General features: G+C 47.6%; 24 protein-coding genes. 13 read left to right on the forward strand and 11 right to left on the reverse strand.

What is annotated here, in order from left to right; all coding sequences use genetic code 11:
* Positions 1–225: 225 nt before the first annotated feature.
* Positions 226–1,443, forward strand: a complete 1,218-nt coding sequence (locus SPIGRAPES_RS03290; RefSeq protein ID WP_014269356.1) for an argininosuccinate synthase — start codon at positions 226–228, stop codon at positions 1,441–1,443.
* 106 nt (positions 1,444–1,549) lie between these two features.
* Positions 1,550–2,020: a nucleoside deaminase gene (locus SPIGRAPES_RS03295; protein WP_041384916.1), complete on the forward strand. Its 471-nt coding sequence runs from the start codon at positions 1,550–1,552 to the stop codon at positions 2,018–2,020.
* On the opposite strand, the gene SPIGRAPES_RS03300 is transcribed toward SPIGRAPES_RS03295, so the two are convergent.
* The 7 genes from SPIGRAPES_RS03300 to SPIGRAPES_RS03330 form a co-directional block, all read right to left on the reverse strand.
* Positions 2,014–3,522: a beta-N-acetylhexosaminidase gene (locus SPIGRAPES_RS03300; RefSeq protein ID WP_014269358.1), complete on the reverse strand. Its 1,509-nt coding sequence runs from the start codon at positions 3,520–3,522 to the stop codon at positions 2,014–2,016. The two genes, SPIGRAPES_RS03295 and SPIGRAPES_RS03300, sit on opposite strands and share 7 nt — an antisense overlap.
* A 12-nt stretch (positions 3,523–3,534) precedes the next feature.
* Complete coding sequence (locus SPIGRAPES_RS03305; protein ID WP_014269359.1) at positions 3,535–4,365, reverse strand: carbohydrate ABC transporter permease; 831 nt, start codon at positions 4,363–4,365, stop codon at positions 3,535–3,537.
* A gap of 10 nt (positions 4,366–4,375) precedes the next feature.
* Complete coding sequence (locus tag SPIGRAPES_RS03310) at positions 4,376–5,263, reverse strand: carbohydrate ABC transporter permease (protein ID WP_014269360.1); 888 nt, start codon at positions 5,261–5,263, stop codon at positions 4,376–4,378.
* Between the two features lie 67 nt (positions 5,264–5,330).
* Complete coding sequence (locus SPIGRAPES_RS03315) at positions 5,331–6,653, reverse strand: ABC transporter substrate-binding protein (RefSeq protein WP_014269361.1); 1,323 nt, start codon at positions 6,651–6,653, stop codon at positions 5,331–5,333.
* Between the two features lie 51 nt (positions 6,654–6,704).
* Positions 6,705–7,871: an ROK family transcriptional regulator gene (locus tag SPIGRAPES_RS03320; RefSeq protein ID WP_014269362.1), complete on the reverse strand. Its 1,167-nt coding sequence runs from the start codon at positions 7,869–7,871 to the stop codon at positions 6,705–6,707.
* A gap of 274 nt (positions 7,872–8,145) precedes the next feature.
* The gene (locus tag SPIGRAPES_RS03325) at positions 8,146–8,889 is read right to left on the reverse strand and encodes a 4Fe-4S binding protein (RefSeq protein ID WP_014269363.1); all 744 of its coding nucleotides are present in this window, start codon (positions 8,887–8,889) and stop codon (positions 8,146–8,148) included.
* Complete coding sequence (locus SPIGRAPES_RS03330; protein WP_041384413.1) at positions 8,886–9,191, reverse strand: ArsR/SmtB family transcription factor; 306 nt, start codon at positions 9,189–9,191, stop codon at positions 8,886–8,888. Before SPIGRAPES_RS03330 ends, SPIGRAPES_RS03325 begins: the two co-directional genes overlap by 4 nt.
* Positions 9,192–9,425: 234 nt before the next feature.
* Between SPIGRAPES_RS03330 and SPIGRAPES_RS03335 the strand changes: the two genes are divergently transcribed.
* The 3 genes from SPIGRAPES_RS03335 to SPIGRAPES_RS03345 all read left to right on the forward strand — a co-directional run bounded on the left by SPIGRAPES_RS03335 (position 9,426) and on the right by SPIGRAPES_RS03345 (position 11,800).
* Positions 9,426–9,743, forward strand: coding sequence for an NAD(P)-binding domain-containing protein (locus SPIGRAPES_RS03335; protein WP_041384415.1), 318 nt, complete (start codon positions 9,426–9,428; stop codon positions 9,741–9,743).
* A 112-nt stretch (positions 9,744–9,855) separates the two neighbouring features.
* A complete protein-coding gene (locus SPIGRAPES_RS03340; RefSeq protein WP_014269365.1) occupies positions 9,856–11,151 on the forward strand; it encodes a citrate synthase in 1,296 nt (431 codons plus the stop codon).
* On the forward strand, positions 11,138–11,800 hold the full coding sequence (locus SPIGRAPES_RS03345; RefSeq protein WP_014269366.1) for an HAD family hydrolase: 663 nt from the start codon (positions 11,138–11,140) through the stop codon (positions 11,798–11,800). Before SPIGRAPES_RS03340 ends, SPIGRAPES_RS03345 begins: the two co-directional genes overlap by 14 nt.
* Here the strand turns inward: SPIGRAPES_RS03345 and icd are convergent.
* The 3 genes from icd to SPIGRAPES_RS03360 all read right to left on the reverse strand — a co-directional run bounded on the left by icd (position 11,795) and on the right by SPIGRAPES_RS03360 (position 16,229).
* Positions 11,795–13,024, reverse strand: coding sequence for an NADP-dependent isocitrate dehydrogenase (gene icd, locus SPIGRAPES_RS03350; RefSeq protein ID WP_014269367.1), 1,230 nt, complete (start codon positions 13,022–13,024; stop codon positions 11,795–11,797). The two genes, SPIGRAPES_RS03345 and icd, sit on opposite strands and share 6 nt — an antisense overlap.
* Positions 13,024–14,961 carry an aconitate hydratase gene (locus tag SPIGRAPES_RS03355; protein WP_014269368.1) on the reverse strand — a complete coding sequence of 646 codons (1,938 nt, stop codon included), beginning with the start codon at positions 14,959–14,961 and terminating at the stop codon, positions 13,024–13,026. Before SPIGRAPES_RS03355 ends, icd begins: the two co-directional genes overlap by 1 nt.
* A gap of 68 nt (positions 14,962–15,029) precedes the next feature.
* Positions 15,030–16,229 (reverse strand): MFS transporter, encoded by a 1,200-nt coding sequence (locus SPIGRAPES_RS03360; protein WP_014269369.1) that lies wholly within the window; start codon positions 16,227–16,229, stop codon positions 15,030–15,032.
* 94 nt (positions 16,230–16,323) lie between these two features.
* Here SPIGRAPES_RS03360 and SPIGRAPES_RS03365 point away from each other — a divergent pair, with 94 nt between their 5' ends.
* The 8 genes from SPIGRAPES_RS03365 (at position 16,324) to trhA (ending at position 24,527) form a co-directional block, all read left to right on the forward strand.
* Positions 16,324–16,788, forward strand: coding sequence for a divergent PAP2 family protein (locus tag SPIGRAPES_RS03365; RefSeq protein ID WP_014269370.1), 465 nt, complete (start codon positions 16,324–16,326; stop codon positions 16,786–16,788).
* Positions 16,789–16,872: 84 nt separating this feature from the next.
* Positions 16,873–17,622 (forward strand): basic amino acid ABC transporter substrate-binding protein, encoded by a 750-nt coding sequence (locus SPIGRAPES_RS03370; RefSeq protein WP_014269371.1) that lies wholly within the window; start codon positions 16,873–16,875, stop codon positions 17,620–17,622.
* A 155-nt stretch (positions 17,623–17,777) separates the two neighbouring features.
* Complete coding sequence (locus SPIGRAPES_RS03375; RefSeq protein WP_014269372.1) at positions 17,778–18,560, forward strand: transporter substrate-binding domain-containing protein; 783 nt, start codon at positions 17,778–17,780, stop codon at positions 18,558–18,560.
* A gap of 124 nt (positions 18,561–18,684) precedes the next feature.
* Positions 18,685–21,276, forward strand: a complete 2,592-nt coding sequence (locus SPIGRAPES_RS03380) for a DEAD/DEAH box helicase (protein ID WP_014269373.1) — start codon at positions 18,685–18,687, stop codon at positions 21,274–21,276.
* Positions 21,276–22,001, forward strand: a complete 726-nt coding sequence (locus SPIGRAPES_RS03385; protein ID WP_014269374.1) for an SWIM zinc finger family protein — start codon at positions 21,276–21,278, stop codon at positions 21,999–22,001. The genes SPIGRAPES_RS03380 and SPIGRAPES_RS03385 overlap by 1 nt, the downstream gene beginning before the upstream one ends.
* Before the next feature lie 105 nt (positions 22,002–22,106).
* Positions 22,107–22,967: an amino acid ABC transporter permease gene (locus SPIGRAPES_RS03390; protein WP_014269375.1), complete on the forward strand. Its 861-nt coding sequence runs from the start codon at positions 22,107–22,109 to the stop codon at positions 22,965–22,967.
* Complete coding sequence (locus SPIGRAPES_RS03395) at positions 22,960–23,700, forward strand: amino acid ABC transporter ATP-binding protein (protein WP_014269376.1); 741 nt, start codon at positions 22,960–22,962, stop codon at positions 23,698–23,700. Before SPIGRAPES_RS03390 ends, SPIGRAPES_RS03395 begins: the two co-directional genes overlap by 8 nt.
* A 155-nt stretch (positions 23,701–23,855) precedes the next feature.
* Positions 23,856–24,527: a PAQR family membrane homeostasis protein TrhA gene (gene trhA, locus SPIGRAPES_RS03400; RefSeq protein ID WP_014269377.1), complete on the forward strand. Its 672-nt coding sequence runs from the start codon at positions 23,856–23,858 to the stop codon at positions 24,525–24,527.
* On the opposite strand, the gene SPIGRAPES_RS03405 is transcribed toward trhA, so the two are convergent.
* Entirely contained in the window at positions 24,524–25,213 is a 690-nt protein-coding gene (locus SPIGRAPES_RS03405) for a TlpA family protein disulfide reductase (RefSeq protein WP_014269378.1), read from the reverse strand. The genes trhA and SPIGRAPES_RS03405 overlap by 4 nt on opposite strands.
* Positions 25,214–25,217: the final 4 nt, after the last annotated feature.

Genomic DNA, 25,217 nt, shown 5'->3' on the forward strand with positions numbered 1-25,217 from the left:
TCCGCTAGCAGTATACGGCAAAGAATCATAATCAGCAAGAACTATTTCGAATTCTATCTAACTAGAAATTATTTATCTTTTATGCATAAAAATTACTTAATAACAAACAATTTGCTAATATCAGCCTTTTTTAAGAATATTTATGCATAAATACTTGAATATTATTTATAGTTTATTTACACTCCATCCATACAACAAAAGCAAATACCCTGGAGGATTGAAGATATGGAAAAAGAGAAAGTTATTCTTGCATACAGTGGTGGCCTGGATACTTCGGTAATCCTTAAATGGCTTAGCAACAAAGGTTTTGATGTCATCGCCTATGTTGCAAACGTAGGCCAGAATGAAGACTTTGCGGCTATCGAGAAAAAGGCTTTTGCCACCGGTGCCTCCAAAGTGTATATCGAAGACCTTCGCAAAGAACTTGTCACTGATTATGTATTCCCTGCCATGAAGGCCAATACCATATATGAAGGGACCTACATGCTTGGCACTTCCCTTGCCCGCCCTATCATCGCCAAGAGGCAGATTGAGATAGCGAAAAAGGAAGGCACGGTCTATGTAGCACACGGGGCAACCGGCAAGGGCAATGACCAGGTCAGGTTTGAGTTCGGTTACTATATGAACATGCCTGAGGTCAAAATCATTTCCCCCTGGAAGGATCCTGAGTGGCTCAGCCAGTTCGAAGGCCGCTCTGACATGATTGCCTATGCTGAGAAATATGGCATTCCCATAAAAGCCTCAACCAAGAAACCCTATAGCGAAGATGAGAATCTGATCCATATCAGCCATGAGGCCGGTATCCTGGAAAACCCTGCCAACAGGTGCCCTGAGGATGTCTACAGCCTCACAGTCAGCCCCAAGAACGCTCCTGACGAAGAGACTTTGCTCACCTTTACCTTTAAAGATGGCATTCCCCTCTCGGTCAAGAACGAGAATGACGGGACTGAAGTCACCGATCCGCTGGAAATGATCCTCTACCTCAACAAAGTAGGGCATGACAATGCTATCGGACGGGTCGATATGGTTGAGAACCGGTTCATCGGCATCAAGAGCCGCGGTGTATACGAGACCCCGGGTTGCGAGATCCTCTGGAAAGCCCACCATAACCTGGAAGGCATCACCATGGACAAGGAGGTAATGCATCTTCGTGATGGCCTTACCCCCAAGTATGCAGAGCTGATCTATAACGGGTATTGGTTTGCCCCTGAGTTCAACATGCTCACCGCTGCCTTTGAGCAGAGCCAGAAACAGGTAACAGGAACCTCCAAAGTAGTATTGTACAAAGGCAACGTAACCTTTGCAGGGGTAACCAGCCCTTGTTCCCTCTACAATGAGGAACTCGGCTCCATGGATAAGGCCGGGGGCTATCAGCCAGTCGACTGTAAAGGATTCATCAATATCAATGCTATTCGCCTGATGGCTAGTTCCAGCCGGAACTAACCCCCTAGGGAATTGTCTGGGAACTGCCTTGGAAACGAGGCAGTTTTTCTTTGTCAATTCACAAAGGACCCATCTTATGGTAGTCTTAAAAATTGGGGGAAAACCTATGAAAACGAAAGAATTATTGATGAAAGCCGTAGAAACGGCAATGCAAACCATGGAACAGAATATCGGAGGACCCTTCGGGGCAGCGTTGGTAGACGGTGAAGGAAAAGTATACCTTGCATCCAACAGCGTCCTAGGCGGGCATGACCCCACTGCCCATGCGGAGATCAATGTCATCCGCAAAGCCTGCCAGGACAAACAAACCCATGACCTGACAGGATGTGTCGTCTACACGACCTGTTACCCTTGCCCCATGTGCCTTTCTGCATGCATCTGGGCAAATATCAAGGAAGTCTATTATGGCTGTACCCCCAAGGATGCCGCAGCTATAGGATTCAGGGACGATTTTATCTATTCCTTCATCAATGGAGGTTGCACCGATGCCTCGGTACTGCCAATACATGCAGCAGAACGAGAGATATGCCTGCCCCTTTTCGAGGCATATGCTAAAATGGACAAAGAAATCTATTGAACAATCCCTGATTTCCGGCTGTGATGCCTTACCCGCATCCGCTGGATTTTTTTTCTGAGCCCAGAATACCAGACAGGGGGATTCCAGAAAAGGCGGCTTGCCATTGAGACACCAGAAGGAAAGAGCTTTTTCGAACCTCCTTTGAGGTTTTTTCTGAACTGCTTCCAGTCAAGCAATCCGCTTTCCGTCCACAGGGCCTCTGAACCAGCAACCAAACGGGGGAACATATGTTTGTCCCGTTGTTTCCGGGTATAGACTTTTTCAGTCCAGAGCAGGAATTCCGACCCTGGAACCGTATATTTTTTCCCGGCTAGATTTTGGATCGAATGCCCATATTGGTAGGCATCATGGACAGTTACCATGGAATGGGGCAGATCCAAATAGGTATGGAAATAATCCGACATGATACATATACGACCTGCAAGGACCCCCTGACGGCCAAAATCGAGCGGAGACCAGATCTGGCAGGCTATTGACGGATCATAGGATTCCTGCACGGAATCATTCCACACAATCACCCGTTTGCCTTTTTCCCGGGCAGATACCGCCATCTGGTTGGTAAACCAGGATAACAAGCCCTCTTCTTGCTGCAATTGCAGTTCTTTGATTCTTTTCTGGCACTTGGGACAGGTTTTCCACCGGGTAAGGGGAATTTCATCTCCCCCTAGGTGGATATACGGCCCAGGAAACAAATCACATATTTCAGCGATTACCGTGCGGGCAAAGACAAGTGCCTCGTCATTACCCATACACAGCAATTCCGAAAAAATTCCGCCTCCCTTAGGTACTGAGAAAGGACCGCCCGTGCAGCTGAACTGGGGATACCCAACCAAGGCAGCCATGAAATGGCCAGGCATATCAATCTCCGGAACAATGGTAATATTCCTTTGGGAAGCATATGCCACTACCTGTTTAATCTGTTTTTTCGTATAGAAAGGAGCATCACTACTTGTCAGAAGCGGATAGGCACCTATAGCAATACGCCATCCCTGGTCATCGCTGAGGTGCCAATGGAACACGTTCAACTTCAAACGGGAAAGCAAATCCATCAGACGCAACAGCTCCGGGACCGGGCAAAAACTCCTGGTTGCATCGAGCATAAAGCCTCTCCAGAAAAAGGCAGGGTAATCATCGATCTCACAGCAGGGGAAAGAATGCGATGGACAATCTGCAAGTTGACGCAAGGTCTGGATTGCATAAAAGGCACCCCCAGGTGTCTTACAGGTAATCGAGCACCCACCTGGAAAAACCCTAAGGTGATAGGAATCAGTGGTTTGGGCATCATCTGAGACAATAAACTGGATTGCCGCGTTTTTTTTCCCAGTCCCTACCGAGCAAACGGTACCAAACGAAGAGCGAAGCAATGTAGCCAGTTGCGTGGCGGCAAAAAAATACTGCATTGACGGAATGAGAATATCCAGTTTGTCCGGTAACAAAAAAGTACCGTTGGTCAGAGAAACAGAGCCATTGGGTCGGGGAATGATCGAAAGAGTTTTTTTCATGGGGAGTAATACTTATTCCTTTGTAGATCCGGCAGCAAAGCCCTGTGCGATTTTGTCCCTGAAAATCAGGTAGAAGACCACCATGGGGACAGTGCCTATTGCGAGGGCAGAGAATTGGAGCCCGTAATCACGGGACATCCCCCCTGCAAAACTGTTTATTCCTACCGGTAACGACCGTATCGCAATATCACTGGTAAGCGTCTGCACCAGGATGAATTCATTCCAGTTACCCAAAAAGGTATAGATGAACATTGTCGATATAATTGGCGTCGAAACGGGAATGATTATCTTAAAGAAGACCTGGAGGAACGACGCACCTTCGATGATCGCCGACTCCTGCATTGCATCGGGAATACCCCTGATATAGGTCGTTGACAAAAAAATCTGAAAAGGGAGACCGAAGGCGATATACGGGAGGATTACCCCAAGCCGCGTATTGGCTATCCCCATCCTGGTCTCCATGATAAACAATGGCACGATGACAGAATGGACGGTAATCAGCAACCCAAGCGTATAGAACATCATGAGCACCTTGTTGAAACCATATCTGAATTTCGAGAAGGCGTACCCACTGCCCATTGCAAACACTACGGTAAAAAGCGTAGCTATCAAGGAATAGAGAAGGCTGTTGTAGAAGTAGACACCCAGATGTCCCTGGACCCAGGACAACACATAGTTCTGCAGGTACAGAAACATTGGGGGCAACAGGGGGTTTCGCACAATCAGGGCATGGGGTTTGAAGGAATTAAGTAACATCCAGACAAGGGGGACGACAGTCAACAATGTAAAAACTATCATGATAAGGTAGGCAATACCTTTCCAGAACGGCCTATGTTTCTTCATGGCTTTCTCCTTATTCGTATTTTTGCTCTATGCGGTTGCTCACCGCCTGCAAAACCAAGATCAAACCAACGCTGAGCAATACGATGATAATGGAGACAGCACTCCCAAACCCATATTTGTAATATTTGAACGTATTGGTATACATATAGAGAGCTATGACCTCGGTGAAATGGGCTGGTCCACCACCTGTCATTGCAAAAATCAGGTCAAAGGCTTTCAAGCTGCCTGAAATCGCAAAGATTGCGGTAGTCGCGATGGCCCCCACCATGCTGGGAAGAATAATCCTGGAGAACATCTGGCCTTCCGAAGCCCCATCGATCTGCGCCGCTTCCAAAATAGAGGGTGAAATTTTCTGGAGGTTTGCAAGGTAGATGATCATATAGGTTCCGGTATACATCCAAAGCAAAACGAACAGGATGGGAACTATGGCAAGGCTCCTGTTCTCAAAAATTTTCATCACGTACTGGGTGTTGCCTGTAATATTCCGAACGAGAGCTGTCAGCAAACCGGAAGAAGAGAAAATCTGGTTCCAGAGCAGTGCAACAACGACAGGCGATATCGTTATGGGAAGGAATATCATGGTTTGAAAAAACTGAGTTCCCTTCACCATTTTCCGATGCAACATAAAAGCCAGCAGAAAACCTAAAGGAATCTGGCCGAATACTGAAATTACAACAATGAGCAGATTGTTTCTGAGACCATGGAGAAAAACAGGGTCAACAAAAATGGTCCGGTAGTTCTCCAGGCCAGAAAATGCCGGGATTCCGTAGCCATTCCACTTAGTAAAGCTCAAAGAAAAACTGAACAGGACAGGAAACACGATAATTGCAGCAAAAAGGATTAATCCTGGCGCTACCAGAACCCAATAGCTTGCCATTTTTTGTTGTTTGAACGTCATTGGTATCTTACCTTCCAAAGGGTTGCTTCCGTTTTGAAACAGAAGCAACCCTGATTACAAAACTCGTTTATTTGTTTCCACGGTCGATTTTATCAACCATCGTTTCCAGGCTTTGACCAACCTGCAAGGGAGTCATGGTTCCAAACATCATGTTCTGCAAATTGACATTGAAGGTTCCGATCGGCTCTGCACCAAGGACAGAGTCCATGACGTAGCCCATGGGCACTTTCCCTGCATAGGCAATCAGTTTCTTTACCATAGGATCTGCATCGGAAGGCTCTGCCAGTTTATATGCGGGCAATCTTCCGAATCTCTGCCTGATGGCAGAACCTTCAGGACCCGAATAGAACCAGATCCATTTCCAGGCAGCCTCTGCCTGTTTGTCGGTAAGCTTTGCATTCATACCAAACCCTTGCCCTGCAGTGGCAGAGGTAGACTGGCTCTTGCCTATCTGGTTGGGAACATCGGGGAAAGACTCCAGCGTCATGTAAGTCTTCTGCTCGTCGGTAAGTTCTCCAACAAGGCTATTTACGGTCCAACCGCCATCAATGAAGTAAACAGCTCTTTCGTTTACAAAATCATCGAGACCCTGGCCATAGGCCAATTGGTTCGTACCAGGCGAAAGCATCTGCTTATCAGACAGTTGCTTGATGATATCCATGGCTGCAACGAACTGCGGGTCATCGAATTTTGCACCGGTACCTGCAATGGCACTGTCGAACCAAGGAAGGCCACAGGTTCTTTCAACGAGCATTCCTGCAACGCAGGACTGCATCGGCCAAGCATCCTTATTGGCAATGGAGATAGGTATCAAGCCAGCGGCTCTGATGGCAGGCCCCTGGGCGATCAATTCGTCAAGGGTTTTGGGCATCGTCAGGTTTAGTTCCTTGAGCAAACGGGTATTGGTATACATAATCGAGCAAATGCTGATATCCTCAGGCAGCTCCCAGATTTCACCATTATTCCCCTGCCCCTGCATTGCCATATCCGCAAACTCTGCCTCATGTCCTTTCAGCCACGGCCGAAGGTCCTTGACCAAACCGGCATTGGTTACCTGGGAGGTTCGTTTACCTGGGTAAAGCAGAATAATATCAGGTAACTGGCCGGATACGGCAAGAGTCTGCAGCTTGTCATGGAAAGACTCGCCGAAGCCATATTCAAATTGCAATTTGATGTCGGGATTTTCGCTTTCAAACTGTTTTACCAAAAAGGCAAAGTTCGGGGCCGTAGTTTTATCCGTCTGATCAAGATAATGGTAGACAGAGAGGGTTGTCACCCCATTGGCATCGGTCTTGTTCGGAGTCATTTCCTTTGTCCCTGCCGAAAAAAGCAATGGGGGGAACAGAAGGAGAGACACGAATAGCGTCAAGAGCATGTGTTTCGATTTCATCATTAGCCTCCAGAAATATATGTGAGATCCTAGAACCTAGGAGAGAGCTTTTCACGTATTTACAAAAAAAAGCGGAAAATGGGGAGAAAGTGCAGCATCCTCGAGAGGTTCCAGGTTCATCAAGACTTTATCCAGAACCAAGGCTGCCGCACCAAAGGAGACCGCCTGGTACCCGAGCGAAGAAAATTGAATCTGACAGCCATTGTCGTCCCCATCCAGAGAGTTCTGCATGAGTGCCAGCTTCAACATTTCCGGCATAAAGGAACGGAATTTTTCTATATCCCCACCGATAAAAACATTCCCAATATCGAGTGTGTTAACAAGAAAAGCGATGTTACCGCATACTTCCCTTATATAATCCTGTAGTGCATCAAGGTCATCGGCGAGCTGATAATTGGGACTTGTCCCTTTTTTCAGAACTATCTGGTGTTTATCCTGGGATTCACGGTTGAAAACACTTTTGAATTCTCCCGCCATCGAGTGGTTTCCCCGGTAGATTTTCCCATCGAATCCAAAGCCAATACCAACTGTCGGTTGCGCTGAGCCATCTATGTCGGAATAACATTTCCAGAATTCAATCAGTACGAACAAGAAATTTTTCAATCGCCGTTTTCTCTGGAAAACAACTTCTCCCCAGGCGCCGCAATTGGCATCGTTTTCCAAGATGACAGGAAAATCAAACCGGGAAGCCAGTTGTTTTGCAAAATCAAACGGTTGGGTAAAATCCAAGGATACAGAACGCGTGATTGTCTGGCTGTCACCATCGACAATGCCCGAAAACCCGATCCCGACACCCAAAAGAGGGCGTTCAAGCCATTTGAGCCTACCTACCAACCCATCAAGCAAGGCAGTAATATCCTCACAGAAGGATTTTGCAACAAATCCTTTTGGAAGGGTCTCCGAAAAGAGGATAGCCCCTTCAAGATCAACAGCAAGGGCAGTATAGGAATCTGAACGGATTTCAATGCCCAATACAAAGAAATGGTCTTTATTCAGTTGCAAGCCAGTAGCTTTCCGGCCGCCTTTCGGGCCTACCTGCTTTTCATCGCATTCGAGCAGGACCTGCTGTTCTATCAGGTCATTGACAATGCTTGACATCGACGACTTATTCAAGCCAAGCCGTTTTGCCAGCTCTGCCCTGCTAAGCTCTTCCTCGATCCAAAGCTGTCTGATAACCCGGGAGGAATTTATAATCCTTGTTCTTCTGGGAAGGGACATTTTCAGGCTCCTTCGGCTAGTTAGTATGTTTTTGTACTAACTAAAAGTAAACCCTTTCTTCTATTTTTGTCAAGAAAAATTTTTTTTATCTTCTTTATTGAATTGCAAATAAGAACATTTTCCCTTATTGCCAAGAGCAAAACTACTAATCAAACCCAGGCTTATACTAGGTAGGTTGGTTCATAACCATTCCAACAAGGACATAGCAGGGGCACCCTATATTATATATAGGGTGCCCCTGCTATATAGATCCAAGTTGGTTGGGTTTTCTATCTCAATTTGTAAACAACTCACTTTCCCTTCGATTTTGACAATTTGTTTCCAAACGCTGCACGGTACCTAAAAACCGTTCATCGACAAACGTTCTTGCCTGACGCGAACAGCTCTTCACACACGCACAACAATGGATGCAAAGAGCAGGATCCTTGGTTTTCAAAGCATCGGTGGGACATACAGCCAGGCAACGGTTACAATGGATACAGCAATCATTGGCTACGCTCATATAAGGAGGGTCTGGACAAACGATTCCCGTGCGATAGGGTCTGTTTCCCTTTAGAAGGACTTTTTCACTTAGATTGGGAGCCAAGGCAGCAAGCTTGTCGAGCACGTGGAAATCCTCGATATCAGGTCGCTTGAAGCCGACTTTATCAGTGAAGCTATGTTGGGTAACGATTGTTGCTGCCCCTAGCAGGGGAACGTCCTTGCCTGCGAGAATATCCTCGATTTCAACAAGTGCATCATCATAATCACGGTTACCGTAGGTTGCAATAGCCAAAGCCGAACAGTTCTGGCACGTAAGATGGCTTACAAGGTAGGATGCAAACAGAGCAGGTACCCTTCCTGCATATACGGGAAAGGCAATTATCAAGAGCGTTTCTTTGAAAACGAGAAAATCCTTCCGGTCTTTTACAAGGGTGACATCAAATAGGTCAAAGCCTTTTTTCATTGATTGTGCCACAGCAAGGGCACAGGTTTTACTATGGCCAGTAGGACTGAAACAGATACATGCAATGTTCAAAACAATTCCTCGTAGTGTTCCATACCCAATGCCAAAATGCTATGGATATGTTCATCATTGAGTCGATAGACTACGTTACGCCCCTCTTTTCGGAATCGGACCAAACGTCTTGCCCTCAACAATTTCAGTTGCTGGCTGATGGTACTCTGTTGCATCCCCAGGGACTCTGATATGGTATTTACCCCCAGCTCGCCTTTTTCAAGGAGAAACAATATCTTTAGACGGGTAGGATCCCCGAAAACCTTGAAAAACTCTGCAATATCGACAATTTCTTCCTCTAAAGGAATTAATAACTCTTGCATGGCTACCTCCCTTTTTCGAGTATACAGACACTGTAAGGAAAAGACCAGCATATCTAATTTTGGGAAATACAATCGGTACAAGATATATTCTCATTTTCTGTAAAATACAGTACAGTGATAGCATATAAATCTGGAGCATACATGGGCAAACCCTTAATTGGATGGATTGGCACTGGTGTAATGGGCCGTGGATGGCCCATCAAATCCTTGTTGTCAGCCACTGGGTAACCGTATATGACAGGACGCCATCGAAAACCGAACCTTTGCCCAAGAAAGTTGCAGCCTAGGCATCGAGCCAACGGAAGCAGAAAAAAAGGATATACTTTTTTCGATGGGAACGCACCCAAAGATGTCGGAGAGACCTCGGATGATCGAGACGATTGGCAAGGGCTCAGCGGATTGCTGGACTTTGGCAATCTCGCTCCAAAGATATTGAATGGTAATTTTCAACCAAGCCTCGCTGTCGACCATTTTGCCAGAGACAGTGGAATAGCTCTGGAAGAATCAGAAAACAGGGGATTATGCCTCCCTACCCTTGCATTGGCCTTGTAGCTTTTTATCGTTCCACAAGGCTCAGGAGAAGGAAAATCAGGCATATAAGCATTAGTATCGGCACTGGACAGATTGAGCCAGTCACATTGTTATACCAACCAGGAGGTTTGAGGTGAACATTCACAAAGAAGCTGCAAAACTTGTCCTAGAGGGCAAGGAAGTAAACCTTCCCGTAATTACTGACAATATGGGGGGCAAATCACTCGACATAACGAAACTACGCAAAGATACCGGTTACATAACCTATGACCCTGGTTTTGTAAACACAGGATCCTGCATGAGCTCCATATGTTATGTTGACGGAGAAAACGGAATCCTCCGTTACCGTGGATATGATATCGAGGACCTTGTAGAAACCTGTGACTTCGTTGAAGTCGCCTATCTCTTGATCAAAGGCGAATTGCCTGACCTGCCACAGCGGCATACCTATGCAGAGTTGCTAAACAAGCATTCACTCCTGCATGTCGATATGAGGAATTTCTTCCGTGACTACCCACAGGAAGCCCATCCCATGTCAATCCTTTCGGCAATGGTTGCTTCCCTTTCCGCCTTCTATCCGGAATTGGAAGACGTCGATCCAGAAGAGAATGTTGACTTGACCGTCACGCGTCTGCTTTCCAAAATGAGAACCATTGCAGCTTTCAGCTATCGACAGATGAACGGGCTCGATTTTGTGGAACCCACCTACAAATACTCCTATTGTGAAAACTTCTTGAACATGATGTTCAAGACCCCTGTCAACGCCTATGTACCAGATCCAGTGCATGTAAAGGCTCTCAACGAACTGTTGATCCTCCATGCCGACCATGAACAGAACTGTTCGACAAGTGCTGTCCGTCTGGTAGGAAGCAGTGAAGCCAACCTCTATGCCTCTGTTGCTGCAGGGTGCTGTGCACTGTGGGGAAGCAAACACGGGGGAGCAAACCAGGCCGTTCTGGAAATGCTGACAAAGATTTATAACGATGGCATGAGCATCGAGGAAGTAGTCAGCAAAGCCAAGGACAAGGATGATCCCTTCAGGCTCTCAGGATTCGGTCACCGGGTATACAAGACCTATGATCCAAGGGCGAAGATAGCGAAGAAAATCTGCACTGAGGTACTGGGTGTCGAAAGCCAGAATGATCCATTGCTCCAGATTGCCCTCGAGCTTGAAAAAGTTGCCCTCAGCGATCCTTATTTCATCGAAAGGAATCTCTACCCGAACGTAGACTTCTATACCGGTATAATTTTCCACTCGATGGGTATTCCCGAATCGATGTTTACGGTTCTGTTTGCACTCGGACGACTTCCCGGCTGGATTTCCCACTGGTTGGAATGGAGACATGACCCGTATCAGAAAATCGGTCGCCCACGTCAAGTCTATTCAGGCCCACAGGTCAGGAAGGTTGTTCCGCTTGAAGACCGGTAAAGCACTGATTTTCGATTTCAATGGCACGCTCTTCTGGGATACTTCCTATAACAGGGAAGCCTGGGGGGCGATTGCCAAAAAATATCGGAACAAACCATTTACTGACGAGGAAATGCACCTGCTCAACGGAAGGACAAACTACCAGACGGTAGCATACCTTCTAGGTTATAGTTGTGACCAAAAGACTGCCGATTCGATAGCCAGGGAAAAGGAAGCTCTGTACATACAGATATGCGAGGACCATCACCCCCTACACCTTGCGCCCGGAGCGGAATCCTTGCTGAAAAAAGCCAAACTGCTTGGCATCCCTATGGCTATTGCAACTAGTGCAGGAAAGGAAAACATGGACCACTACAAACAGTGGTTCTCCCTTGGCAGGTACTTTGACGAGCATCTCATTATTACCGATGACGGGAAACGCAGGGGGAAACCGGAACCTGACATCTACCTCGAGGCCTGCAAGGCACTTGGTTACTCCCCGTCTTCCTGTATCGTGTTTGAGGATACGAAAAGCGGTATCCAAAGCGCAATCAATGCGGGAATAACGGAAATCTACGCGATTGCAAGCAACGGGGCAGACATTGAGACAATAAAGGCCATGGAACATGTCCATGGCCTTCTCAGCGATTTCAATCAATTCAACCTATAGGTTTTCTATCAGAGTATCCCCGAATTCCTTTGTCCCCAACAGCACAGAAGGCATTTTTTCATTCTGGAGCAACCGGAAAAAGTCCTGCGTTACGTTACCGCTTGCAATGCTGCGTGCAACTGACGACCGTATCAGATCGGCAGCGGCATCCCATTGCAGGTACCGAAGCATCATTTCAGACGACAGTACCAGCGAGAGAGGATTAACCATGTTTTTTCCGGCTATATCGGGTGCTGTCCCGTGGGTTGCCTCGAAGATTGCAGCGCCGCTGTCATAGTTGATATTCGCACCAGGGGCAATCCCGATCCCCCCGACCTCGGCAGCCAGGGCATCGGAAACATAGTCCCCGTTGAGATTCATGGTGGCAATGACATCGTAGGCTTCAGGCTTCAATAAAATATTCTGAAGGAAGGCATCACAGATGCAGTCCTTGATCTCCAAGTCGGCAAGGCCTTCGCGTTTGATAAAATAGCGCCCGCTCTCGTCCCTGATGGCACCGAATTCCTTCTCGGCCAACTCATAACCCCACTTACGGAAGCCGCCTTCGGTAAATTTCATGATATTACCCTTATGGACAAGGGTAACATTCCTGCGTTTCTTTTCCAGCGCATAGAGGATAGCGGACCGTACCAGGCGCTGGGTCCCTTCCTTCGAAACAGGTTTGATGCCAATTGCGCTGGTTTGGGGAAACCGTATGGCACTCACCCCCATTTCATCACTCAAAAAAGCGATTACTTTCTGTACTGCCTCAGACCCTGCTTCCCATTCGATACCTGCATAGATATCTTCGGTGTTTTCCCTGAATACGACCATATCTACTTTCTCGGGGTGTCTAACTGGTGAAGGAACACCTGTAAAATATTCGACAGGGCGAAGGCATACGAACAGATCAAGTTTCTGGCGCAAGGTGACATTCAAGGAACGCATGCCTTTGCCGACAGGAGTGGTAAGCGGTCCCTTGATAGCAACCTTGTACGTAGAGATAGCCTCAAGGGTTTCATCGGGAAGGAAAGTTCCGACAGTGTCCAGGGCTTTTTGCCCGGCAAGGATTTCTTTCCATTCGATCTTTCGCTCATTGCCATAGGCTTTCATAACGGCGGCATCTACTACCGACTTCATAACAGATGTTATTTCTTTGCCTACTCCATCCCCTTCGATAAAGGGGATGACCGGATGGGAGGGAACGATGATTTTACCGTTTTCCATACTGATGTGTGTTTGCATTATTTCTCTCCCTTGAGGACATTGAGCAACCCACCGGCAAGCAGCATTTCCTTCTGGTCCTCGGTACAATGACAATCAAGCGAGAAGGCAAGGTTGGCGGTTTTATCAGTGAGCACGACCGTACCGGTCGAGATCTGGCTGACAATATCATCGATTACCAGCTCATCCCCTTCAGAAATCCTCAGATAGTCTTTTTCATCCTTGAAAGTCAAAGGTACAATGCCAAAGTTGCAGAGATTATTCTGGTGGATACGTTCGATGGAAATGGCAACAACAGCTTTTACGCCCAGAAACATCGGGCAAATGGCAGCATGCTCCCGGCTTGAACCCTGTCCATACGAAGCGCCTGCAACGATAACGTTGCCAACACCCGCATCCCTGTTCTTCGCCGCCCTCGCAGGAAAGAGCGGGTCGACAGGTTCAAAAACATATTTCGAATATTCGGGAATGTTCGAGCGATATTTCAGCCTGGCTCCGGCAGGCATAATATGGTCGGTGGTTATCTTGTCTCCCACCTTTATTGCCACTACCCCTTTGAGATTTTTTGCCAGCGGGGTGTTTATTGGCGGGTTGCCGATATTCGGTCCCCTGACAATTTCCACCTGAGACCCATCAAGGGGTGGGAATATGAACATACGGTCATCGATTATGAATTTTTCGGGCATCGAAACCTGCGGATAGGCTATCCCATGATTGCCAAGGGGGTCGACAAAGGTTCCCGCAATGGCACTGAGGGCTGCGCTTTCCGGGCTTACCAGATAGAGCTGACCGCTCTTCGTACCGCTCCTGCCTTCAAAATTACGGTTGCTGGTTCGCAGCGAAATCCCATTTGTATTGGGACTCTGGTGATTCCCGATGCAAAAACCACAGGCACTTTCGAGAATCCTGGCTCCGCTGGCAATCATCTTTGCAAGCGATCCGTCACTGGCAAGCATCAGCAAGACTTCCCTGCTTCCCGGCGCAATGCCAAGGCTTACATGCTCGCTGACAGTATGCCCGTCAAGAATATCGGCTACCTTTTTCATATCGGTATAGCTACTATTGGTACAGGACCCGATGAGCACCTGATCGATTTTTTTGCCTGCAAAGTCTTTCATCCTGGCGATGTTTCCAGGAGAATGGGGACAAGCGCAAAGTGGTTCCAACACCGAAAGATCCAATTCAAACAACTGGTCATACACGGCATCGCTGTCTGCCAAGAGAGGTACGTAATCCTGGGCTCTCCCTTGTGCCTGCAAGAAGGCAAGGGTATTCTCGTCAGAAGGAAACAAACTGGTGGTTACACCACATTCTGCACCCATATTGCAAATGGTTGCACGGTCTGTCACCTGAAGGGTCTTCACGCCCTCCCCTGTATATTCAAATACACAGTTCACGTTTCCCTTTACGGTAAAATGTTCGAGGACAGCAAGAATGACGTCCTTTGCAGACACCCAGGGACGAAGTTTGCCACTGAGGCGAATTTCAACCACCTTGGGGCTGATGATATGAAAAGGTCCCCCGGCCATGGCTACTGCGACATCGAGACCGCCTGCCCCTATGGCTATCATTGCCAGCCCACCACCGGTAGGTGTATGGCTGTCGCTGCCAAGGAGGGTTTTCCCTGGGGCTCCGAACCGTTCGAGGTGTACCTGGTGGCAAATCCCGTTTCCGGCACGGGAAAATACAATACCTTTGCTTGCTGCAACGCTCTGCAGGTAGCGATGGTCGTCTGCATTTTCAAAACCTACCTGTACGGTGTTATGGTCGACATAGCTGACTGCCAGTTCATTCTTGATTCGATCCAACCCCATTGATTCAAACTGCAGGTAGGCCATTGTACCGGTTGCATCCTGGGTCAAGGTCTGGTCGATATGGATCCCGATCGGTTTCCCCGCTTCAATACAGCCTTCCTCAAGATGGGACGAGAGGATTTTTTCGGTGAGTGTCTTACCCATAGGTGCTCCTGATATATGATTATCTTTCTATTGTATACGATTATATCGTTTTTTGCAAAACCCTGGTTTTAGGCTTGTTCAACACTTTGTTTTCGTTGCAAGACCAAGGCCACTGCCATTTCAAGGAACACCACAGAACCTGCGATTACCCCAAAGAGAAGCAGCACTGTCTGGAATGAGAACCGCTCATATATATAACCACCGAAAACGGCACCAAAGATAGTTCCTACGGTAAGCAGGACCTCGTGGACAATCATCCTCTCTGATCGATTGAGACATCCGCTTACCCCATGGAACATGCTCTGGTCATAGCCTGCCGCAAATACGATGCCAAAGAGAAAGAAGAAAACGGCATACCCACTGATAGATTCGATTTTGACTGCCGCCAGGCAAAGGATTGAAAAGAGAATCTGGGTCAGGAAAATATACCGTTTATGGAACTGCCAGAAACCGGTGAGTCCCAAAGCCATAAAACTGAAACACGTCGTAACCCCGCGAATGAGCAGCAGAAGGCCAGTCGTACTTTCGCTGATTTTCAGGACTTCCTTGGCATAGAGCGGAAATATGGTTAGGATGAGACTCATCCCTGAATATACTATTATCAAGCCGATCCAACAGTAGTACCGCAGAATCGTGCTGTTGTCCTTCAGTTGGCTCTGTTGCCTTTCGGTTTTCTCGCTTGCAACCGAGCGTATACCGGGAACCAGTACACTGCTGAGATAGATTACCAGAAACACGAAACCGAACAGGACAAGGGCTGTGTAGAACGGAAGTGTCGTGGAACGCTCAACCAGGATTCCTGCGACAAATGAAGAAAAGCCAACCCCGAACGACCAGGAAAAATTGAAAGCATTGGTAACATGATTCAGTTCCCTGCCTTCCTTTCCCCGAGAAAACCACCCCTCGATCTGGGGCCACAGAAGACTCATGAAGGCACCATAGAAGGCAAGGCTCACATAGGCAACGGCAAGGTTGGTAGCTGAGACGAAAACCGCTACCGAGACAGCCATCCCGGCAAGGGATATTTCAACGAGGTTCCTTGGCCGGAAATTGGTACAGTAAGAGGCCCCTGCGATACAGAATACCAGATAGGTAGCTGTACTGATCGACGTGGCAATACCGATTTTATCGGCGGTCAAACCGAAAAAAGCCTTCAGATGGTATACCATAGCCAAATTGACCATCGCAATGGTCAACTGGGCGATAAAGGATGAAATATTCAATACCCAAAACTGTATGGATGCAGTCTTTTCTTTTGTGAATTCCATGAAACTCTCCCGGTAGCAAAGGTATAGCAACTTTATACCCACTTGAGCAAGAAGTATCCTTGCGCAAGGGAAAAAAAGTAGGTAGTGTAAGATCATGAACAACGATATCCTGCATAACATACCTTTTATTGCGGCTGCCTTGGCCGTTATTATCGCACAGGCTTCGAAACCCTTCATAAACGCAATCGTTGACCACCGATTTGACTGGTCACTGCTCCATAGTACCGGCAGCATGCCTTCAAGCCATACAGCGGGAGTCATTGCCCTTTTGACCGGTATAGGAATGACCGAAGGGATCGGGACTGTAGATTTTGCCATTTCCATGACCTTTGCCGCGATTGTCATCCACGATGCCATGGGAGTGCGTAGGGAAGCTGGAAAACAGGCAGAGGTCATCAATGAATGGAGCCGCATCCTCAGTGATCTCCACAGGGAAGGCCAATTCACCCCGGAAAACCTCAAGACTATGCTGGGTCACTCATTCAGCCAGGTTGTCGGGGGGATTGTCGTAGGCCTTGTCGTAGGGTTCTCGATAACAGGATACATTCTCGCCCACTAAAGGTTTTCTTGACTTTTTGGCTAGGGAAAGGCATTATCCAGAAGGTTGCAGGAATTTACATAATTTCAGGAAGGAAGAAATAGCATGAAAAAAGCAGGTATGTTTTTGGCCATTGCATTGGTCAGTATTGGATGTTTGTTCGCAGGCGGGACAAAAGAAGCAAAGAATGGGTATGTTTTCGCCGCCGATGCCACCTGGCCTCCCCTCGAATTCGTCGACAATGGCACTCTGACCGGTTTTGAAGTTGAATTGATGCCTCTCATCGGCGAGAAAGTCGGTGTTCCCATGACCGTGAAAAACATCCCCTGGGATACTATTTTCGCAGGTCTTGCCAATGGGGCCTATGACGGAGTCTCTTCAGGCGTAACGGTTACCGAGGAACGCAAGAATTCCATGGACTTCTCTACCCCAATCCTCCAGGCAGGTCAGGTGGTAATCATCCGCACAACTGACAAATCGACAGTCAAGGGCATTGAAAACCTTACCGGGAAAAAGATCGGTGTCCAGATCGGAACTACCGGTGATTTTGCTTTGGAAAACTACCAGGTCACCAAGAAAGTCTATGATGACATCGGACTGGCCATCGAAGACCTGTTGAACGGCAATCTCGATGCTGCTGTATGTGATTCCCTCATTGCCAGTGATTTCGTGCTTGCCAATGCCAACTATAGCAGCAAACTGACGGTAGCCGGCGAACCCTTCACCCAGGAAGATATCGCCATTGCAGTGAAGAAAGGAAATACAGAATTGCTCAATCTGGTCAACAAAGGCCTGCAGATGATGAAAGACGATGGGTCTTTCGATGCCTTGAAGCAGAAATGGAATCTTCTGTAAGCCTTTCGCTACATCTTTTCCAGGGGGACTTCGGTCCCCTTTTTCTTTGCTGCAGGGCAGAAACAATATGAATTTTTATGCATATTTATTCCTATATACTTGACATATAATGTATGATTATGCAATATTTCGTATATCTCAAGGAGAAAACCAATATGAAAAAAATTGCAATTGTATTACTTGCTTTGTTGCTTTGCTGTACCTCAGTCGTATTTGCCCAAGGCCAGAAAGAGACCGGCGAGCAGAATTCCTATGTATTTGCTGCCAACTGTGCTTGGCCTCCCCTTGAATTCGTTGACGAGAACGGGGATGTCGTAGGATTTGAAATCGACCTGGTCAACGAAATTGCCAAGCTTACCGGCAAAACCATCACGATCAGAAACGTTGCCTGGGACGGCATATTTGCCGGGCTGGCCAACGGTGCCTATAATGCAGTTGCCTCAGGGGTATCCGTCACTGAGGAAAGAAAGCCTTCCATGGACTTCTCCACCCCGATCATGACCATCACCCAGGCTATCATTGCACCAAAGTCGGTTAATGACCTCATCGATGTCACCTCTTTGCATGGCAAAACCGTCGGCGTACAGCTTGGAACCACCGGCCATATCTACTTCGAGGATTACCTTAAGGCAAACCCGAAGGCAAATATCAACGTAATGGCCTATGATGAAATCGGATTCGGCGTAGAAGATCTTCTCAATGGCAATCTCGACTGTGTAGTTACGGACTCTGTCATCGCAAGTGACTATGTCCTTGCCAATGCAAACTATTCAGGCAAACTCCATGTCACGGGAACTGCCAGCAACGTTGGCGAACCGATTGCGATTGCAATCAAGAAAGGTGATGCAGCCCTCTTGAAACTGGTAAATGACAGTCTCGTAACCTTGGAAAAGAACGGGACCATGCAGAGTTTGAGAACCAAGTGGAATATTCTCTAGGCCAAACCCTGTTATTACACCACAGAAAGCCGCCTTCGGGCGGTTTTTATTTGTTACGAGTCAAATAATACAAAAAAGATTCTCTATCTGGAATCATCATATCCAATCATATATACTCTCACCCATGGAAACGAACACCCTCTGGCTTACCGATACAGGCTTTCAGGCACAAGGCACCGATACCTGGGAAACACAATTTTTGGACAATCCCATGGAAACACTGTTTTCCTACTGTGCAAAGGAAACTCCGGATATTCCCAGTCTCCGCTATCTTATCCAGATTGCAAACATCTTTTTGGAAACAGCCTCCAGCCAGAGCGACATTGAACTTACCAGGGCAAAGAAGGCAATCCCCCTGGACAATGCCGCACAGGAATCCCTGCTAGCTTCAGTTCCCTTGTGCGAAGGAACCGAACAGGTTACACCACAATGGCTTTCTTTGATGTGGGATGCCTGCAATGGGTATCTACGCAGCAAGCTGGAGAAGGAAGACTGTAGCGTTGAGGCTTGCATTGCACGATACCGTCCCGATCTCCATATTGCGGGAAGATTGTATTTTCACTTGGTTGAAAATCCCGAAACACCCTACCCTTTCGCATTTCTCTGTACCTACGCAACCAAGCTTGGCACCGAGATCCGCCACATGCCCCTCAAATATGCACTTGAGGAGTTCAAGGGAGACAATGAACGACTGCTCCACCTGATGGGATCACTATTCAAGGCATCCGGAGAAAGCAGTTTCATCTCTTCCCTCATGGAAAGCGGGGAACTCTTCAGCCCAATCAAGCTAACCAATGGAGAAGCCTATACCTTTCTCAAGGAAACCCCTATGTACCGGGAATGCGGCATAGGGTGCAGGATTCCCCAATGGTGGAAAAACAGGCATTTCACCAGCAAGACAAACCTCACCATAGGGACGAAGGCAAAATCCCTTCTCGGGCTCGACAGCCTCCTATCGTATGAGGTATCCCTACAACTCAATGGACAGGATATTTCGATAGAGGAATTGCAGCAATTGCTTTTAGAGCAGGATGGACTGCGTCTTTTCAAAGGGAAGTGGGTGGAAGTCGACCATGGGCAACTTGAGAAAACCCTCTTTCAGTATCTTGAATTGCAGTCGCGCCTCGGCGAAGGAATTACGCTCCGCCAATGGATGCAAATGCAACAAGGCAATGCAGAGGATGCCTTTCTCAAAAAAGTATTGGCCGAGGAATCGCTCGGGATCGAGATGGGCACCTGGCTGGATCAATTCGCCTCCCATTCCCTTGTCAATGCAGGCTCCATAGCCGTTGGCGAAGATTTCAAGGCAACCTTGCGCCCCTACCAGGGACAAGGACTAAGCTGGATACATTCCATGCTTTCCATGGGTTTCGGGGCTTGTCTGGCTGATGATATGGGACTGGGTAAGACAATCCAGGTGCTTGCGCTTCTCCAGCACGCCCTGAAACAGGGAACTTTAAAAAATGTTTTGCTGGTTGTACCTGCTTCACTAGTCGGCAACTGGCAGAAAGAAGCGGCCAAGTTTGCCCCTGAACTCAAGGTGATTACCCTGCATGCCTGTGAGGAAAAACTGGCAAGCACCGATTGCACGAAAGAAGCCCTGTATATCACCACCTACGCAATGGTTTCCAGTCGCAAAGCGATCAGTGACACATTCTGGGACATTCTGATACTCGACGAAGCCCAGGCAATCAAGAACCCCGGCACAAAACAGACAAAGGCCATCAAGGCCCTACCGTGCAGGAACCGCATTGCATTGACAGGCACCCCTGTTGAAAACAGCCTCTCAGACCTTTGGTCGCTGTTCGACTTCCTCAATCCGGGACTGCTTGGCACCAAAAAGCAATTTTCCATGATCAGCGACCGTTTGAAGGACCATCCACAACGGTATGCTTTGCTTCGATCAGCCATTGCCCCTTTCATTCTCCGCCGATGCAAGACTGACAGGAAAATCATAGCAGACCTTCCGCAAAAGATTGAGAGCGAAGTTTCAGTCCACCTTGCAGCCAGACAGATAGTCCTCTACAAGGATGTCATTGCAAATCTGGAAAAAGCCATTGCCGAGGTTGAGGGGATCAAGAAAAAAGGGTTGGTATTATCTACGATCCTCAAATGCAAACAGATTTGCAACCACCCCTCGCAATTTCTCGGGATTCCCGATTTCAAGGAGAATGCCAGCGGGAAATTCAATGTACTGAGACAGATTTCAGAGACTGTGGCCTCTCGACATGAAAAAATGCTGGTATTTACCCAGTTCCAGGAAATGACAGCCCCCCTGGCCGCATTTCTCGAAACGATCTTCAAAGTCCCCGGTGGAATAATCGACGGGAAGGTAGACCCAAAGAAACGGGGTGACCTGGTAGAGCAATTCAACAGTGAGCGTTACATCCCCTTCATGGTACTCTCCATCAAAGCGGGGGGAACCGGATTGAACCTGACAGGGGCAAACCATGTCATACATTTCGACCGCTGGTGGAACCCCGCGGTAGAGAACCAAGCGACAGACAGGGCTTTCAGGATCGGACAAAGAAAAAACGTCAATGTCTATAAATTTACCAGCCAGGGTACCGTCGAGGAAAAAATCTCAGCCTTGATCGAGAGCAAGAAGGCTCTTCAGGAAGAGGTGATCGGTTCCTCGGACGGAGAGAGCTGGATGGCCAAGCTGGATGACAGGGCAATCCTGGATTTATTCCGTCTAGAAAAGGAGCAGTACTGATGGGCAACTACCCCTATGACAATTCTTTTCCTTCCTACCACAGCACCTCAGCTGCCGAGGTCAAGGCAAATGCGAGAAAAACCCTTGCCAAGAGCAAGAAAACCCTTCATCCGGTAATCTTGGAAGGCCGCACAATAGCAAAGACCTGGTGGGGGAAAGCCTGGTGTAACAACCTTGAGCGATACAGCGATTATGCAAACCGCATAGGAAGGGGCCGGTCGTATGTCCGTAGCGGGGCTGTCTTGGATTTGCAGATGGAAAAAGGACTGATAAAGGCATTGGTGCAAGGTTCGCGTTCAAAACCCTACTCGGTAACGATAGGCATCGACGCGCTTTCCCCCATACGTTGGGACGCTATTACAAAAGCTTGCTCCCATCGCATTGCATCCATGGATGCCTTGCTGGAGGGGCAATTTCCCCATGAACTGGAAATGCTATTTACCGACCTATCCTATGGCCTTTTCCCGGCCCCCAAGGAAATCCATATCGACTGCAACTGCCCAGACTGGGCAATTCTCTGCAAGCATGCCGCAGCGGTGCTCTATGCGGTAGGAAGCCGTCTTGACGAGGATCCCTTACATTTTTTCACGCTCCGTTCCATGGATTTCTCTGTTTTGCTACAAAGGACCGTTGAAGAAAAAAGTTCTCTCATGTTGCAGAATGCAGGTAAACCAAGCGCTCGAACGCTTCCTGAGGAGGTTGCAAGGAACCTGTTTGGCATGTAAGGATACACTCGTTCCATCATGAATAAATATACATCCAACCTTGACAAAACATGTATAATTATGTAGTAATTGAAGTTGAATTTATTATTTTTACAGTGGGTTATAATGGACAGACAAACAGACGATTTAGCCGATGCAAAACGAGAAGTTGCCAAAAAACGGGTGGTCTCGATAGACCCTACGGCAGTTAAGAAAAAAAACTTTACCATCCAGATGACCGATGGTGTGCTTATACCACGCAAAGATGACGGCCATGTGCTCAATTCCTGGAGAATTACATTCTTCAGTGCTTTATTATTGCTTGCAGGCTTGGTTATTTTCAAACCAGATCCCTACCGTGATATTTTCATGGTCACTATCAAGGGGGCTCCGGTTACCTTTGAAGCTACGATCTTTGCAATATTAGGGGCAATTGTCATTGGAACCCTTACTGGGTTGGGCTCGGTCAGCAAACACCGTTGGGTCAATATGGTCAGCGGAGTGTACGTTGAACTTATCAGGGGAATCCCGCTACTGGTCCAATTGATATTCATCTACTATGCGATGGGAAGATTCTTCCACGTTGAAGGCATGGTTGCGGCAGTCATTGCCCTTTCGATTTGTTTCGGGGCCTATATGGGCGAAATTATCAGAGCCGGTATCCAGGCAATCCCAAAAGGACAGATGGAAGCGGCCATTGCCCTGGGCCTTACCCGAGGCCAGGCATTCCGGTATGTCATTCTTCCCCAGACGGTTAAAGTCGTCCTGCCTGCAATCGGAAACGAATTCATCTCCATGTTGAAAGACTCTTCGCTGGTATCGACGATTGCACTGAGTGATATTCTCCGCAAAGGCCGGGAATATATTTCCCGGACCTTCCTATCATTGGAGACCATGTTGATCGTTGCCTTGATCTATCTGGTAATTACCCTCTTACTTTCCCGCCTCGTAGGTCTGCTCGAGGAAAGGTTGCACAAGAATGGCTAGAATACGAATAGAAAACCTTACAAAAGACTATATGACAGAAAATGAGCCGGTACGGGCTGTAAAGGATGCTAACCTGCTGGTAGAAAACGGCGAGGTCGTCGTTATTATCGGACCTTCGGGAAGCGGGAAAAGCACGCTCCTCAGGACGGTGAACAAACTGGAAATCCCTACAAGCGGACATATTTTTATCGATGATGACGATGTCACAGACCCTGCGGTCGATTTAAGAAAGATCAGGGAAGAAGTCGGAATGGTATTCCAATCCTTCAATCTTTTTCCTCATCTCACTGCCTTGGAAAACATCACCCTTGCTCCGATCAAAGTCAAGAAAATCGGTAAAGCAGAGGCTGAGAAACAAGGAAGGGAATTACTCAAACTGGTTGGATTGGAAGAAAAGGCCGATGTATATCCAAACCAGCTGTCAGGAGGACAGCAACAGAGAGTTGCCATAGCCCGTTCCCTTGCCATGAAACCCAAGGTAATGCTTTTTGACGAACCCACCAGTGCCTTGGACCCTGAAATGATTAAGGAAGTCTTGGATGTCATGCTCAAACTGGCAAAGACCGGGATGACCATGCTTCTGGTCACCCATGAGATGGGGTTTGCAAGAGCTGCCGCGGACAAGGTGATTTTCATGGACGAAGGGGAAATCATTGAGTCAGGGACACCTGAGCAGATGTTCTCCAATCCAAAAAGCGAACGTACAAAACTCTTTCTCGATCATATTCTCTAGAAAACAAACCACAGGGCTTCGGCCCTGTTTTTTATTATTCCTTGCAACCAAAATCCTTATTTCCTTGGTAAAAACCTACTAGTTGAAATTATTTGCAAATACCTGTTGTCTTTAATCCCCAAGGGACTGTAAGGTTTTCCCTAAGGAGCACCCTAATGAAAACTGAAGAAAAATCATGGCTTGAACGCCATATTACCTTACATTCCTATGATGATGCGAAAGCTGAAAGAGCAAATGCAATGACTCACTTCGTTGGCACCCTTCTGGCGCTTGCCGCTTTGGTCATCATTTTTATAAGGTCTTCCCAGTTGCCAACGACTGCACTGAAAGCTGGCATGGTCATCTGGGGCCTCACCATGTTGTTGCTCTATAGTGCTTCAGCACTGTACCATTATCTTCCCCATGGGGATGCGAAACGCTTCTGCCGCATTCTCGACCACAGCAACATATATTTTCTGATAGCGGGTACCTACACCCCTATGATGATGTATATCGGTAGCCCAACTGCCTATAGGCTTCTTGCCTTGGTCTGGGGTATAGCTGTTTTGGGCATCATCTTCACCTTGGTTTTCTGGGGAAGACTCAGCGCCCTGCATGTAATGCTCTACCTGGCAATGGGCTGGCTTATCGTATTCTTCTGGAAAGATATCGCCCCTTTCATCCCTGAAGGTTTGATAACCTGGATTTTTGCCGCTGGTATCACCTACTCATTGGGGGTAATTTTCTACGCAAACAAGAAAATCCCCCATTACCATGCAATATGGCATCTTTTCTGCATCGGGGGCAGTGCCATTTTCTTCATTGGATATATGCTTCTACTCTATTAGGGAAGGATAGCCTCGATACTTTTGATCAAGACCTCTTCGCTCACCAACCCCAGATGACCGCTTACCACTGTCCCATCACTGGCAAAAAACACAGTGGTGGGAAGAGAGGTTGTCTGGAACATGTAGGCAAATATGCCGTCATCAAAATATACAGGGCCAGTGAAGGGGAAATCTTTGACAAAAGCTTTGATTGTGGCTTCTGTTTCCCTGCTTCCATCGAGGCTGTCAATAAAAATGAATGCAACCTGGTCCTTATATTTTTCATAGGCTTTCAAGAAATACGGCAACTCCTGCTTACAGGGTGGACACCAGGATGCAAAATAGTTGATAACTACAGGCTTTCCCTGGCGAACCGCGTCAAAAGAGGTTTTCGTCCCATCAAGACGAGTCAAAGGGATATCGGGCATCTTTGGCTCGGGGGCCGGCTCCGCCTGAGGTTCTGCTATATCCTGATCTGGGGCAGGCGCTGCAGCTGATACAGTCACCGCCTGAGGTTCAGGCGCAGGCACTGCTGGCAACTCGGGGACAGTTTCTGTCGTTTCGATTGTTACAGGAACTTTGAGCTCCGGTTTGTAGGCCACTTCTGCATTTCTATCCTTCAAACTATTGTAGGCAAGGGAAGCTGCAAGGATAAGGATGATAAATGCCAAAACGGAAATTATCAGATTGCGGATATTTTTTTTCATATTC

The sequence above is a fragment of the Sphaerochaeta pleomorpha str. Grapes genome, from assembly GCF_000236685.1.
GTDB lineage: Bacteria > Spirochaetota > Spirochaetia > Sphaerochaetales > Sphaerochaetaceae > Sphaerochaeta > Sphaerochaeta pleomorpha.

What these genes read in the sequence shown, in the direction of transcription:
- SPIGRAPES_RS03290 (WP_014269356.1), top strand. Translation starts at nt 226, where the DNA reads ATGGAAAAAGAGAAAGTTATTCTTGCATACAGTGGTGGCCTGGATACT.
- SPIGRAPES_RS03295 (WP_041384916.1), top strand. Translation starts at nt 1,550, where the DNA reads ATGAAAACGAAAGAATTATTGATGAAAGCCGTAGAAACGGCAATGCAA.
- SPIGRAPES_RS03300 (WP_014269358.1), bottom strand. Translation starts at nt 3,522, where the DNA reads ATGAAAAAAACTCTTTCGATCATTCCCCGACCCAATGGCTCTGTTTCT.
- SPIGRAPES_RS03305 (WP_014269359.1), bottom strand. Translation starts at nt 4,365, where the DNA reads ATGAAGAAACATAGGCCGTTCTGGAAAGGTATTGCCTACCTTATCATG.
- SPIGRAPES_RS03310 (WP_014269360.1), bottom strand. Translation starts at nt 5,263, where the DNA reads ATGACGTTCAAACAACAAAAAATGGCAAGCTATTGGGTTCTGGTAGCG.
- SPIGRAPES_RS03315 (WP_014269361.1), bottom strand. Translation starts at nt 6,653, where the DNA reads ATGAAATCGAAACACATGCTCTTGACGCTATTCGTGTCTCTCCTTCTG.
- SPIGRAPES_RS03320 (WP_014269362.1), bottom strand. Translation starts at nt 7,871, where the DNA reads ATGTCCCTTCCCAGAAGAACAAGGATTATAAATTCCTCCCGGGTTATC.
- SPIGRAPES_RS03330 (WP_041384413.1), bottom strand. Translation starts at nt 9,191, where the DNA reads ATGCAAGAGTTATTAATTCCTTTAGAGGAAGAAATTGTCGATATTGCA.
- SPIGRAPES_RS03335 (WP_041384415.1), top strand. Translation starts at nt 9,426, where the DNA reads ATGACAGGACGCCATCGAAAACCGAACCTTTGCCCAAGAAAGTTGCAG.
- icd (WP_014269367.1), bottom strand. Translation starts at nt 13,024, where the DNA reads ATGCAAACACACATCAGTATGGAAAACGGTAAAATCATCGTTCCCTCC.
- SPIGRAPES_RS03355 (WP_014269368.1), bottom strand. Translation starts at nt 14,961, where the DNA reads ATGGGTAAGACACTCACCGAAAAAATCCTCTCGTCCCATCTTGAGGAA.
- SPIGRAPES_RS03360 (WP_014269369.1), bottom strand. Translation starts at nt 16,229, where the DNA reads ATGGAATTCACAAAAGAAAAGACTGCATCCATACAGTTTTGGGTATTG.
- SPIGRAPES_RS03365 (WP_014269370.1), top strand. Translation starts at nt 16,324, where the DNA reads ATGAACAACGATATCCTGCATAACATACCTTTTATTGCGGCTGCCTTG.
- SPIGRAPES_RS03370 (WP_014269371.1), top strand. Translation starts at nt 16,873, where the DNA reads ATGAAAAAAGCAGGTATGTTTTTGGCCATTGCATTGGTCAGTATTGGA.
- SPIGRAPES_RS03375 (WP_014269372.1), top strand. Translation starts at nt 17,778, where the DNA reads ATGAAAAAAATTGCAATTGTATTACTTGCTTTGTTGCTTTGCTGTACC.
- SPIGRAPES_RS03380 (WP_014269373.1), top strand. Translation starts at nt 18,685, where the DNA reads ATGGAAACGAACACCCTCTGGCTTACCGATACAGGCTTTCAGGCACAA.
- SPIGRAPES_RS03385 (WP_014269374.1), top strand. Translation starts at nt 21,276, where the DNA reads ATGGGCAACTACCCCTATGACAATTCTTTTCCTTCCTACCACAGCACC.
- SPIGRAPES_RS03390 (WP_014269375.1), top strand. Translation starts at nt 22,107, where the DNA reads ATGGACAGACAAACAGACGATTTAGCCGATGCAAAACGAGAAGTTGCC.
- SPIGRAPES_RS03395 (WP_014269376.1), top strand. Translation starts at nt 22,960, where the DNA reads ATGGCTAGAATACGAATAGAAAACCTTACAAAAGACTATATGACAGAA.
- trhA (WP_014269377.1), top strand. Translation starts at nt 23,856, where the DNA reads ATGAAAACTGAAGAAAAATCATGGCTTGAACGCCATATTACCTTACAT.
- SPIGRAPES_RS03405 (WP_014269378.1), bottom strand. Translation starts at nt 25,213, where the DNA reads ATGAAAAAAAATATCCGCAATCTGATAATTTCCGTTTTGGCATTTATC.